Origin of the sequence: Pseudomonas sp. R4-35-07 (assembly GCF_003852235.1) — a bacterium.
Taxonomy (GTDB): Bacteria; Pseudomonadota; Gammaproteobacteria; order Pseudomonadales; family Pseudomonadaceae; genus Aquipseudomonas.
The window spans coordinates 1,036,871-1,048,507 of the sequence record NZ_CP027732.1 but is presented as its reverse complement, the minus strand read 5'-3'; the positions used below and the strand labels follow the sequence as shown (position 1 = coordinate 1,048,507).

General features: G+C 60.9%; 15 protein-coding genes and 1 riboswitch. Of the genes, 7 read left to right on the top strand and 8 right to left on the bottom strand.

Features of this window, described 5'->3' with window-relative positions; all coding sequences use genetic code 11:
- Positions 1–85: 85 nt before the first annotated feature.
- Entirely contained in the window at positions 86–718 is a 633-nt protein-coding gene (locus C4J89_RS04700) for a LysE family translocator (protein WP_124361339.1), read from the bottom strand.
- An 84-nt stretch (positions 719–802) separates the two neighbouring features.
- On the opposite strand from C4J89_RS04700, the gene C4J89_RS04695 reads away from it, so the two are divergent.
- From C4J89_RS04695 to C4J89_RS04685, 3 genes are all read left to right on the top strand, one after another.
- Positions 803–1,768: a 2-hydroxyacid dehydrogenase gene (locus C4J89_RS04695; protein ID WP_124415996.1), complete on the top strand. Its 966-nt coding sequence runs from the start codon at positions 803–805 to the stop codon at positions 1,766–1,768.
- Positions 1,769–1,798: 30 nt separating this feature from the next.
- Positions 1,799–2,797: a class I SAM-dependent methyltransferase gene (locus C4J89_RS04690; protein WP_124413869.1), complete on the top strand. Its 999-nt coding sequence runs from the start codon at positions 1,799–1,801 to the stop codon at positions 2,795–2,797.
- Between the two features lie 51 nt (positions 2,798–2,848).
- Positions 2,849–2,967, top strand: a riboswitch (yybP-ykoY riboswitch).
- 89 nt (positions 2,968–3,056) lie between these two features.
- Positions 3,057–3,641, top strand: coding sequence for a TMEM165/GDT1 family protein (locus tag C4J89_RS04685; RefSeq protein WP_124361337.1), 585 nt, complete (start codon positions 3,057–3,059; stop codon positions 3,639–3,641).
- Between the two features lie 129 nt (positions 3,642–3,770).
- Here C4J89_RS04685 and C4J89_RS04680 read toward each other — a convergent pair whose 3' ends face one another.
- The 4 genes from C4J89_RS04680 to C4J89_RS04665 all read right to left on the bottom strand — a co-directional run bounded on the left by C4J89_RS04680 (position 3,771) and on the right by C4J89_RS04665 (position 5,798).
- Positions 3,771–4,589 carry a M48 family metallopeptidase gene (locus C4J89_RS04680; RefSeq protein WP_124361336.1) on the bottom strand — a complete coding sequence of 273 codons (819 nt, stop codon included), beginning with the start codon at positions 4,587–4,589 and terminating at the stop codon, positions 3,771–3,773.
- Between the two features lie 93 nt (positions 4,590–4,682).
- The gene (locus tag C4J89_RS04675) at positions 4,683–5,303 is read right to left on the bottom strand and encodes an SOS response-associated peptidase (RefSeq protein WP_124413868.1); all 621 of its coding nucleotides are present in this window, start codon (positions 5,301–5,303) and stop codon (positions 4,683–4,685) included.
- A gap of 36 nt (positions 5,304–5,339) precedes the next feature.
- Positions 5,340–5,600: a putative signal transducing protein gene (locus tag C4J89_RS04670; RefSeq protein ID WP_124361334.1), complete on the bottom strand. Its 261-nt coding sequence runs from the start codon at positions 5,598–5,600 to the stop codon at positions 5,340–5,342.
- 15 nt (positions 5,601–5,615) lie between these two features.
- Entirely contained in the window at positions 5,616–5,798 is a 183-nt protein-coding gene (locus tag C4J89_RS04665; protein WP_124361333.1) for a CPXCG motif-containing cysteine-rich protein, read from the bottom strand.
- 133 nt (positions 5,799–5,931) lie between these two features.
- Here C4J89_RS04665 and C4J89_RS04660 point away from each other — a divergent pair, with 133 nt between their 5' ends.
- Positions 5,932–7,095, top strand: coding sequence for a 1-acyl-sn-glycerol-3-phosphate acyltransferase (locus C4J89_RS04660; protein ID WP_177412819.1), 1,164 nt, complete (start codon positions 5,932–5,934; stop codon positions 7,093–7,095).
- A gap of 121 nt (positions 7,096–7,216) precedes the next feature.
- On the opposite strand, the gene C4J89_RS04655 is transcribed toward C4J89_RS04660, so the two are convergent.
- Positions 7,217–7,474 carry a hypothetical protein gene (locus tag C4J89_RS04655; RefSeq protein WP_124413867.1) on the bottom strand — a complete coding sequence of 86 codons (258 nt, stop codon included), beginning with the start codon at positions 7,472–7,474 and terminating at the stop codon, positions 7,217–7,219.
- Positions 7,475–7,654: 180 nt separating this feature from the next.
- Here C4J89_RS04655 and C4J89_RS04650 point away from each other — a divergent pair, with 180 nt between their 5' ends.
- Complete coding sequence (locus C4J89_RS04650) at positions 7,655–7,864, top strand: hypothetical protein (RefSeq protein ID WP_124361330.1); 210 nt, start codon at positions 7,655–7,657, stop codon at positions 7,862–7,864.
- A gap of 55 nt (positions 7,865–7,919) precedes the next feature.
- Here the strand turns inward: C4J89_RS04650 and C4J89_RS04645 are convergent, their stop codons facing one another.
- Positions 7,920–8,504, bottom strand: coding sequence for a YajG family lipoprotein (locus C4J89_RS04645; RefSeq protein ID WP_124361329.1), 585 nt, complete (start codon positions 8,502–8,504; stop codon positions 7,920–7,922).
- A 182-nt stretch (positions 8,505–8,686) separates the two neighbouring features.
- Here C4J89_RS04645 and C4J89_RS04640 point away from each other — a divergent pair, with 182 nt between their 5' ends.
- Both C4J89_RS04640 and mqo read left to right on the top strand, forming a co-directional pair.
- Positions 8,687–8,920 (top strand): hypothetical protein, encoded by a 234-nt coding sequence (locus tag C4J89_RS04640; RefSeq protein WP_124361328.1) that lies wholly within the window; start codon positions 8,687–8,689, stop codon positions 8,918–8,920.
- A gap of 700 nt (positions 8,921–9,620) precedes the next feature.
- Complete coding sequence (gene mqo / locus C4J89_RS04635; RefSeq protein WP_124361327.1) at positions 9,621–11,159, top strand: malate dehydrogenase (quinone); 1,539 nt, start codon at positions 9,621–9,623, stop codon at positions 11,157–11,159.
- A 103-nt stretch (positions 11,160–11,262) separates the two neighbouring features.
- Here mqo and C4J89_RS04630 read toward each other — a convergent pair whose 3' ends face one another.
- The gene (locus C4J89_RS04630) at positions 11,263–11,550 is read right to left on the bottom strand and encodes a PA4642 family protein (RefSeq protein ID WP_124361326.1); all 288 of its coding nucleotides are present in this window, start codon (positions 11,548–11,550) and stop codon (positions 11,263–11,265) included.
- Between the last annotated feature and the right edge of the window lie 87 nt (positions 11,551–11,637).

The window sequence follows — 11,637 nt, the reverse complement described above, 5'->3', positions numbered from 1 at the left end:
TGCCCCCGATAGCGGTGTGTCAACCAAGCATTCATTAGCTGATCCACCGCCATCGGGAGCAAGCCCCCTCCCACACAGATCAGGTTTACTTCATGCTGGTAAACGCCAGCTTCACCCCGATCGCAATCAGTACCGCACCCATGGTGCGATCAAACCAATGCCCCATCTTCGCAAACCCGGCGCGCACGCGCTGCTGACTGAACAGCATGGCCACCAGGCAAAACCACAGCGCCGTCGCCACCGCCAGATACACGCCATAACCGGCCTGCACCGCCAACGGTGTGTGCGGGTTGATCACCACCGTGAACAGCGACAGGAAAAACAGCGTGGCCTTGGGGTTCAAGCCGTTGGTCACAAAACCCGCCGTGAACGCGCCGCGTGGGGTGCGCTCGCCTGCCTCGCGATGCAGTTCGCCATCGGCCACGGGCTTGGCCGGCTGCGCGCGCAGCGCCTTGAAGCCGATATACAGCAGGTAGGCCGCTGCCGCCCATTTCAGCGCATTGAACAGCACGATGGACTGGGACACGATCAAGCCGATGCCCAGCAGCGAGTAACCGACATGCAGAAAAATCGCCGAACCGACGCCCAGCGCGGTCCAGGTACCGGCGCGCCGACCGTGGGTCACGCTTTCGCGCACCACTACGGCGAAGTCCGGCCCAGGGCTGGCCACCGCCAACAGGTGAATCAAAGCTACGGTTAAAAACTCGGCGACGTACATGCGCGCTCCCTGAAGTAACGGATTATTTCATCTGATAGGCTCAGCAGATTACGCCTTCAAACCTCGTCGCAAAAGGTACAGTTGATCATGAACAATCGCCGCGCCGTCTTCCTCGATCACCCCTCCCTGGACCTCGGCGACCTCGACCTCAGCGGCCTACGCGACTGCTTCAGCGAGCTGCAGCTGTTCGAGCAGACCACGCCGCAGAATGTGCTCGAACGCTTGCAGGGCGCTCACGTCGCCATCAGCAACAAAATCCCGCTCAACGCCGAGACTCTGGCGGCCTGCCCCGACCTCAAGCTGATCCTGGTGTCGGCCACCGGCACCAACAACATCGACCTCGACGCCGCCCGCGCCCAAGGCATCACCGTGAGTAACTGCCAGGGCTACGGCACGCCGTCGGTGGCCCAGCACACACTCATGCTGCTGCTCAACCTCGCCACGCGCCTGAACGACTATCAACGGGATGTGGCCGCGGGCAAATGGCAGCAGGCCAGGCAGTTCTGCCTGCTGGACTACCCGATTGTCGAGCTGGAAGGCAAAACCCTCGGCCTGCTCGGGCATGGCGAGCTGGGCAGTGCCGTGGCGCGCCTGGCCGAAGCCTTCGGCATGCGCGTGATGCTCGGCGCGATTCCCGGGCGCCCTGCCCGCGCCAACCGCGTGCCGCTGGATGAACTGCTGGCGCAGGTCGATGCGCTGACCTTGCATTGCCCGCTCAACGAGCACACCCGCGACCTTATCGGCGCGCGCGAACTGGCGCTGCTCAAGCCCGGCGCGTTTGTCGTCAACACTGCACGCGGTGGCTTGATCAACGAACAGGCGCTGGCCGATGCGCTGCGCAGCGGGCACCTGGGCGGTGCGGCCACGGATGTGCTGAGTGTCGAGCCTCCGGTCCAGGGCAACCCGCTGCTGGCCGGTGACATTCCTCGGCTGATCGTCACGCCCCATAACGCCTGGGGCAGCCGTGAAGCGCGGCAACGGATCGTCGGGCAATTGCGCGAAAACGCCCTGGGCTTTTTCAACGGTGCCCCGCTTCGCGTCTTCAGTTGATAAACTGCGCCCCTTTTCAAGGAGCAGACCATGGATCCGCGCAGTGAAGTACTGCTTCGCCAGGCCGAACTTTTTCAAGGCAACCTGCTGCTGGTCGGTTTGCCGGCCGACGATTTGCTCGGGCGCCTGCCCAATGCCCACGGTTGGTGCTGGCATGCCGGCGATCAGGCGGCGCTTGCGGCGCGTTTTCCCGAGCGCAGCCAGTTCGGCGTGACTGTGCCTGAGCGCGCATTCGATGCGGCGGTGATTTTCCTGCCCAAGTCCAAAGACCTCACCGACTACCTGCTCAACGCCGTGGCCGCGCGCCTGCCCGGTGCCGAACTGTTTCTGGTCGGCGAGAAAAAAGCCGGCATCGAAAGCGCCGCCAAGCAGATGATCCCCTTCGGCAAACCGCGCAAATTGGATAACGCGCGGCATTGTCAGCTTTGGCAAGTCACGGTGGGCAACGCGCCGCAAGCGCTCGAACTGGATAGCCTGGCGCAGATCTTCGACGTACCGCTGACCGACGGGCCGCTCAAGGTAGTGAGCCTGCCAGGCGTGTTCAGCCATGGCCGCCTGGACCGTGGCACCGAACTGTTGCTGGCACACCTGGACAAGCTGCCCAGCGGGCATTTGCTCGACTTTGGTTGCGGCGCCGGCGTATTGGGCGCTGCGGTAAAACGTCGCTATCCGCATAACACCGTGACGCTGCTCGATGTGGACGCCTTCGCCGCCGCCAGCAGTCGCCTGACCCTGGCTGCCAATGGTCTGGACGCCGAAGTGTTGACCGGTGACGGCATCGACGCCGCGCCGATGGGCTTGAACGCGATTCTGAGCAACCCACCGTTCCATGTCGGGGTGCACACCGATTACTTCGCTACGGAAAACTTGCTGCGAAAAGCAGCAAAACATCTGGCAAAAGGCGGCGAACTGCGCCTGGTCGCCAACAGTTTCCTGAAGTACCAGCCGCTGATCGAAGAGCATTTGGGCATCTGCGCCGTCAAAGCCGAAGGCAATGGTTTTCGCATCTATCGGGCCAAGCGTCCCTGACGGGCGTTTGAAAAAGAAGGCTTGCCGAATGGGTTTTGCCTAGGCAGAATCCGCTCCGTCCTAGGGGAGTAGTCTCCCACGAGCCCACGCTCGTCCGGCATACGTCAACATACTTGGTCAGCAGACCATGGCGTATGCGACCCAGGAGTCCGCACAGACGGACCGGGGTTTGACAAGACCTATGACACGCACACCTTACCCGGGGCGGGAAGGCTGTACGTGTCATAGCCGTGTCGACCCGCCCCTGGAAACCTACCTGATGCTGGATTCACTGCTCGTACCTACCGCAATCGTTGCCCTGGCCGAAATCGGCGACAAGACGCAACTGCTCGCGCTCATTCTCGCTGCTCGCTTTCGCAAGCCCTGGCCCATCATCGCCGGCATCGTCGCCGCGACCCTGGCCAACCATGCGGCTGCCGGTGCGGTAGGCGCCTGGTTCGGGAGTTTCTTCTCCGATGCGGTGCTGCACTGGATTCTCGCGGCCAGCTTCTGTGCCACGGCGCTGTGGACACTGGTGCCGGACAAACTCGACGATGACGAAGCCAGCACCACGCGCAAGTTCGGGCCATTCCTGACCACGCTGATTGCATTTTTCATCGCGGAAATCGGCGACAAGACCCAGATCGCCACGGTGATGCTGGCCGCGCAATACCCGGAACTATGGCTGGTGATTATCGGCACTACGCTGGGGATGTTGATTGCCAACGTGCCGGTGGTGCTGGCGGGGAATTTTGCGGCGGAGAAGCTGCCGCTGACGTTGATTCGGCGATTGGCGGCGACGGCGTTTTTCGTGCTGGCAATCGTAGCGGTCTACAAGGCCATGCAAAGCAGCGGCTGGATCTGAATCTGCAAACCCAATCCAATGTGGGAGGGGGCTTGCCCCCGATAGCGGAGTGTCAGTCAACAGATGCATTGACTGAGGCACTGCCATCGGGGGCAAGCCCCCCTCCCACATTTTGATCTCAGTCAGGCTTCAGGATTTTTTGGCCTGCTGATAGAGCGGCATCACCTTCGGAATCGCCGCCTGCAACGAGGCGATTCGGCTATCCGACGCCGGGTGCGTGCTCATGAACTCCGGTGGCGCGCCTTCCGAAGCCTTGGCCATCTTGTTCCACAGCGTGATGGCGGCGTTCGGGTTGTAGCCGGCGCGGGCGGCCAGCTCCAGGCCGATCAGGTCGGCTTCGTTCTCATTGCTGCGGCTGTTGGGCAAGGTCATGCCATAGTTGGCCACGGTATCGGCCAGCGCCAGGCTGTCCTGGCCCAGGCCGAACAATGCACCGGCGCCCTGCTTGGCCATCTCGATGCCGTAGGCCTTGGACATGGCTTCGCGGCCGTGTTCACGCAAGGCGTGGGCGATTTCATGGCCCATCACGGCGGCCAGTTCGTCATCGGTGAGCTTGAGGTTGTCGATCAACGCGCTGTACACCAGGATCTTGCCACCCGGCCCGCAGTTGGCGTTCATCTCATCGCTCTTGATCAGGTTCACTTCCCACTTCCATTGCGCCGCATCCGGGCGGAAGGTCGGCGCCTGGGCGATCAGGCGATTGGCAATGGCCTGCACACGCTTGGCGTTGGCGCTGGTCTTGTCCAACACGCCTTTGCCACTCGCCTCACCCAGGGTCTGCTGGTAGGACTGGGCGTACATCTGGTCGACTTCCTGGCTCGACAGCATGCTGAACATGTACTGCTTGCGCTCAACCCCAACCGCGCCGCCGCTGGTGGTATTGACCGACTGACACCCGGCCAGCAGCATCGCTGCCACCAACCCGCTTACCGCCAATGACTTCTTCATGAACACTCTCCCTGAAAACATGGCGCGTATCGTAGGCGTACATTTGTATCGGCGCCAGATACATCAGACATTTAACCGCTGAATGTCGGCAGCTCACGCCGGGGTCAGGCACTCCGGACCATTGAGCTTGGGATCATTGACCATATTGGCCAGGACCCGCTCGCGCAAAGCGCCGGGCTCACTGGCCAGAAGACCTTGCAGCACCGCCAGCGGTGTCGCGGGGTCCAACCAGGCGGCCTGCCCCGCCTCATCCAGGATCAACGGCCGGCGCTGAGCCTGCGCAGCCTGAGTGACCACAGCCGTACTCAACCACACCTGCTCCTGCACCGGATACGCTTCCCAGATCGCCGCGAAAAACAACGTGGAGCCCTCCCCCGGCGTCAGCCAGTACGGGCGTTTGCGCTGGGTGCCGCGCCATTCGTAAAACCCGTTGGCCGGCAGCAGGCAACGACGTTGGCGAAACGCTTCGCGAAACATCGGTTGCTCGGCCAGGGTTTCGGCGCGGGCATGGGCCGGCGTGCGGGACAGGTCAGTGAGCCAGGGCGGCGTCAGGCCCCAACGTGCGCGCGCCAGGGTGAGCTGGCCGTCGAGGGCGCGCTGGATCAGCACCGAATCATTGGGGGAAATATTCCACTGGGCCTGCTGGTCGGCCGGGAACCCCGGCAAGGCAGCAAAAGCGGGGTTCCAGCGAAACAGGGCATAACGTCCACACATGGGGCAACACGACTCTTGGGTAAACCGAGCGACAGCCTAACAGACCAATACGTCGGGGAAGCTGTCGGGTTCGTCGCCGGGCAAGGGTTGCGCGGCATTATAGGCGGTGATGAGTTCGCGGGCGTAGGCGGCCTGATCATTGTCGACCTCCAGCCCCAGCAAACCGAAAATCGGCAGTTCACCCGTGCCACCGAGCAAATGGCGCCCCACCAGGTGCGCCTCGATCCCTTCGCTGGCGAGCATCTGTTGCAGCAGCTCGCCTTCCATGAGGTTTTCCGGTTCGTAGATTCGCTGCATGGCGTTACCTGTTGTTTATTCGTTCTCGCTGCGGGTTTCGAGCATCCACTCATCATCATGCACCTGCAGGTTGAAACTGATCGGCCTGCAGCACACCTGACAGTCCTCGATGTAAACCTGATCACCGCCGGACAAGTCCACCGTCGTTTCGACCGTTTCACCACAATAAGGACAATCGTACAGCGCAGTTTCCAGCATCGCAGTCTCCTGAGTGACTTGTGCGTATAATCGCCGGTCTATTTACAGGGTTATATTTCGGCTGAGCCCATTACTCAGGCCGCACCCTGGTATTTCCTCTACTTACCCTAGCCGTTTCTAACAAGAGAGCATGATGGGCGAATTCGATACCATCCGACCTTACAACGACAGCGAAGTCCCGGCAGTGCTGGACCGGCTGTTCCGTGACAAGGCCTTTCTGGACATCCTGACCCACTTCCGCTTCCCGCGCTTCGCCGGCGCGCTGGGCTGGCTGCTCAAGCCGATGATCGCGCGCAAACTGCGCCGTGAATTCGCCGGTGTCACCACCGTGGCGACGCTGCAGGATAAAGTCGAGTATTACGTCGACCATACCATCGACCGCGCGACTGACGGCGTCACCTATACCGGCGTCGAGCAATTGAAATCCGGCAGCGCCTACCTGTTCCTCGCCAACCACCGCGACATCGTGATGGACCCGGCCTTCGTCAACTACGCCGTCTATCATGCCGGCCTGCCGACGCCGCGCATCGCCATCGGCGACAACCTGCTGCAAAAGCCGTTCGTCAGCGACCTGATGCGCTTGAACAAGAGCTTCATCGTGCACCGCTCGATCACCGGGCGAAAGGAAAAGATGGCGGCCTACCAGTTGCTGTCGGCCTACATCAACCATTCGATCCGCAACGACTGCCAGTCGATCTGGATCGCCCAGGCCGAAGGTCGGGCAAAGGATGGGGATGATCGCACCGAATCGGCGATCCTCAAGATGTTCCACGTCAGCCGCAAGGACGAGCCGTTCGCCGAAGTCATCCAGTCGTTGAACCTGACGCCAGTGTCGATCAGCTATGAGTACGATCCGTGCGACGCCGCCAAGGCCCGCGAGCTGTATATCCGCGCCACCACCGGCACCTACTGCAAGGCGCCGGGCGAGGATGACGTGAGTATTGCGCTGGGCATCACCGGCTACAAAGGCCGGGTGCACGTGAACTTCGCGCCGCCAATTACCGAGCACTTCGAAGACACCAAGCTGCTGGCTGCCGAAATGGACCGCCAGATCCTGGGCGGTTATCGGTTGTTCCCGGTGCACTACCTGGCGTATGCCCAATGGAACGATGCCGACCCACAACTGGAAGTGCCCAAGGCCGCAGACGTATTCCCGGCCGACGAACTGGCCAAGGCGAAGGCGGAGTGGGAGCGGCGCTTGCACGAATGCCCATCGGAGCATCGTCCGTACCTGGTGACGCAATATGCGACGCCGGTGCGTAATCAATATCGGGTAAAAGCCGGAATTCCTTTGTAAACACCGATCAAAAAATGTGGGAGGGGGCTTGCTCCCGATAGCGGTGGGTCAGCCAGTGGATATATCGACTGGCACACCGTCATCGGGGGCAAGCGCCCTCCCACATTTTGCTCCGGTGTCTTTAAAGGTGGGTGCTGAGCCAGGATAGAACCAGCGCCAGCCCCAGGCCCGCAAACCCGACGCGGTAAGCCTGGCGATAGGCCCGTTCGGTGCGCGTATCCAGAAACAGCATCGGTTGGTCTATGGCCCGCTCTTCGCTGCGCAGCGCGAGGTCGGCCATCGCACGCTGCGCGCGCAGGCGGGTCAGGAACAGCACTACGGCGCCCGAGCAGGCAATCAATAGGGCTACAGCATTGATGAGCAGCGCGGGCAACGCCATCGCAAACCTCGGCGAAACAGTATTCGGGTATCGGTCCAGATACAAACCTGAACGATAGTGGCTTCCTGCGCCGTTACTGCTCCCTCCCCGTTGACGGCTAATGTATCCAGTAATTTACAGCGTCACCTGAACGTCACCTTAACAAGCCACTCTGATGCCCTTCGACGTGAGGTGCTTGTCATGCTGCATGCGCAAAACCAGGACCGGCTGTATCTGATTGCCCCAAGCGATGAACAGGAGGCGTTGGTTGGCGGCCTTGCGTTCAACGTCCAGGACCGCCACTGGCTGGTGTATTGCGCCCTCGCCGGGCAGGTGCATGCCGACCTTCCGGAGCTGGATTTACTCACTGGCGTGAGCATGTTGGATTTTTATGTCGACACGGCGGCGTGAAGCGCCAGGCGTAAAAAAACCGGGCTCAGCGATGAGCCCGGTTTTTTTGAACAGCTTATTGCGAACTGAGCAACTGGCCGATGCTTGGGTCCTTGAACAATCGGGTCAAGGCATCGCTGAGCACATCGCTGACCAGCTTGGTGTTGGTTTCCTGGTTCGGCGACATACCGAAGCGCTGGTTGAGGGATGCGGCGTAGCGGCCGCTGTAGCGACGCGTACCGGCGCTGACGTCGGACTTGAAGGTCGCGCCGATGGACGCTTCGGTCACATACAGGCCTTCCTTGGGCGACTGGTATTTCAGTTCGGCCAGGGTGACGGTCAGTTGCGGCGCACCCGGCGTGTTGGTCGGGGTAAAGCCCAACAAGCGCACAGCGGCTTCAGCCTGGGCCTGCAGCTTGGGCAGCACGTCCTCGCCGGTCACCGAAATCAGCGCGGTCTCCGGGTACAGGCCGCCACGCGAACCCAGCGTAGGTGACGGACGGCCATCTACCACACGCACCGACACCGGCTGGCCGTGACCGACCGGGGCCAACTGCGCCGTGACTTTGGGTTGCGGGCTGAGTTGTTGCGGGCTGTTGGCGCAGCCAACCAAAGCCAAACTGGTCACAGTGATCAAACCGAACAACAGGCGTTGCAACATACTCATTTCTCCAGGACTAGGCGCACACAGGCCGCCAGTATAACGGTGCTCGCGCGTCACTCACCAGCAATCCTGAACCGCAGCTGAAGGCATGGGCAAATTACAATTTCACATAAAATCGTCATTCCAATGTCATGGCAGACTGAGAACCTTCAAGCATGTAACGCAACCGGTACATCGTCATGCGCCTTCTCAAGTCATTGTTCTTCTCCCACGCCCGCCATCGCCACTTCGCCCTGCTCGACGCCCACGGCCATTGCCTGGCGTTCAAGCAATGCAGCTTGCCGCCCGTCGGTGAAGGCTGGGTGGAAGTTGCAGAGACACACCTTGGCTGGATGCACCGCCCGCTGCCGGCCAGTGCACGGGTCAGCCCCGAGTTTGTACGCGCATCTTCGCGACAAGCGTTGGCCTCCTGACCAGCGCACTAATAAAAGTCATAAAACACGCCCATTTCCCCGGCGTTCTTCGCTACAATCTCCCCCCGATTATAAGGACGTCTCCTGATCGGGCCCCGCAGCATCGTTATTGCCTCGGCATTAACCTCCCAATTGCCCACAGAGAGCCGCCCACACAGATCGAGTGAAGCTGGCGTGCTTGCTGTTTCCTTTGCAAACCACCCGTCTTTATCGAATCTGCCAGAGCTGCCATTGCGCTCGGCCACTTGAGTTTGTTGCCCGTTTCACGGGCCAGGTGCCAGGCTGGGCAGCCCTTTTTTGAGGTTCACGTCTTCAAAAGAGCGTGAAAAAACGGGTTTTCACAACTTCACAAGAGTGTGGCGAGCAAATGAATAGTTTGGCGTTTGTACAAGCACCATCAGCGTCTGGAACAGCCCAACACAGGACCGAGTACTCCTCGACAACCGGAGCTTGAGCCTGTCCGCTACGGATTGGTTGCACGGATCGCGCGCTTTGACCATAAGTCGAATTGCCACAGGCGCCCATGAATGCGTTCATAGGCAGATTAGCCGGGCAGGAAGCGTGCGCTGAAGTTGCAAAGAATTGCGAAACGGACATGGCGATCCTGGCCATGGGTAACCTGGGGCAACACGTGAACCGCCCCGTCACTCCTGGCAGCCATGCCGTCAATTTGGTGCTGCAGATTTTGGAGACGCGTTAAATGGCGCATAACGAAGCAGTCGACGTAGTTCTGGTAGGGGCCGGCATCATGAGTGCCACCCTGGCCGTACTGCTCAAGGAGCTCGACCCCGGCCTCAAGCTGGAAGTCGTTGAGCTGATGGATTCGGGTGCCGCGGAGAGTTCCAACCCGTGGAACAACGCCGGTACCGGCCACGCCGGGCTGTGTGAGCTGAACTACACGCCGCAGGCCGCCGATGGCTCCATCGACATCAAGAAAGCCGTGCACATCAACACCCAGTTCGAGGTGTCGAAACAGTTCTGGGCGTACCTGACCAAAAAAGGCACCTTTGGCTCGTCCAAATCCTTTATCAGCCCGGTCCCGCACCTGAGTTTCGTGCAGGGCGAAAACGGCGTTGCCTTCCTCAAGAAGCGTTTTGAAACCCTCAGCCAGCACCATGCGTTTTCGGACATGCACTACACCGAAGACCGCAGCGAGATGGCCGAGTGGATGCCGCTGATGATGCCGGGCCGCCCGCTGGACGAAAAAATCGCCGCGACCCGCGTGATGAACGGTACTGACGTCAACTTCGGCGCCCTGACCAACCAACTGCTCAGCCACCTGACCAGTTCGGCGGACGCCCAGGTCAAGTACTGCAAGCGCGTCACCGGCCTCAAGCGCAATGGTGCCGGCTGGACCGTCAGCATCAAGGACGTCAACAGCGGCAACAGCCGCGACGTGGATGCCAAGTTCGTCTTCCTCGGCGCCGGCGGTGCGGCACTGCCGCTGCTGCAGGCGTCGGGCATCGAAGAAAGCAAAGGCTTTGGCGGTTTCCCGGTCAGCGGCCAGTGGCTGCGCTGCGACAATCCGGAAGTGGTCAGGCAGCATCAGGCCAAGGTCTATAGCCAGGCCGCCGTGGGCTCGCCACCGATGTCCGTACCGCACCTGGACACTCGCGTGGTGGATGGCAAGAAGTCCCTGCTGTTCGGGCCATACGCCGGGTTCACCACCAAATTCCTCAAGCACGGCTCGTTCCTGGACCTGCCGATGTCGATTCGTGCCGGCAACATCGGCCCGATGCTCGCCGTGGCGCGCGACAACATGGACCTGACCAAGTACCTGGTCAGCGAAGTGCGCCAGTCCATGGAGCAGCGCCTGGAATCCCTGCGCCGTTTCTACCCCGAGGCGAAAGCCGAAGACTGGCGTCTGGAAGTGGCCGGCCAGCGGGTACAGATCATCAAGAAAGACCCGAAGAAAGGCGGCGTGCTGCAATTCGGCACCGAGCTGGTGGCGGCCAAGGATGGTTCGCTGGCGGCGCTGCTGGGTGCCTCGCCGGGCGCTTCGGTGACGGTGTCGATCATGCTTGACCTGATCGAGCGCTGCTTCCCGGAGAAAGCCAAGGGCGAATGGGCGACCAAGCTGCACGAGATCTTCCCGGCGCGCGAGAACGTGCTGGAGACGGATGCCGAGCTGTATCGCAAGATCAATACGCAGAACAACATCAGCCTGGAGCTGGTGGATCCTGCAGGAGCGAGCTCGCTCGCGCAAAACGATAACGATAACGCAGCGCATCTGGTTTGATGCGGCGCTCTCAGGTTCTTCGCGAGCAAGCTCGCTCCTGCCGTTAAAAGCGAAACGCCCCGGACTCTTATGAGGCCGGGGCGTTTTTTTATGGCTCGGATAATCAGCCGCGGGCTTTGTCGATCAGCTCGATGTACTCGGCGGCGTTGCGCTGGTCCTTGATCAGGTCGACAAAGGTCTGGCCGTGCTCATCCTTGCCATCCAGGTCCAGACCGGCTTCCTTGAAGAATCCCAGGAAGCGCTCGAAGTCGTCGATACGCAGGCCGCGATAGGCCTTGATCAGTTTGTGCAGGGACGGGGACGTCGCATCGACCGGCTCGAAGTCCAGGAACAATTTGATCTGGTCGTCGCCGATCTCGTCACCGATCACCTGTTTTTTATCTTTACGCATTACCGACTCCAGCCTGCAGACATTGATACGGGGGTTGAAGTCTACCTGTGGTGCACAGGCTTCGAAAGCGCTGAAGAGCCGGTGTTC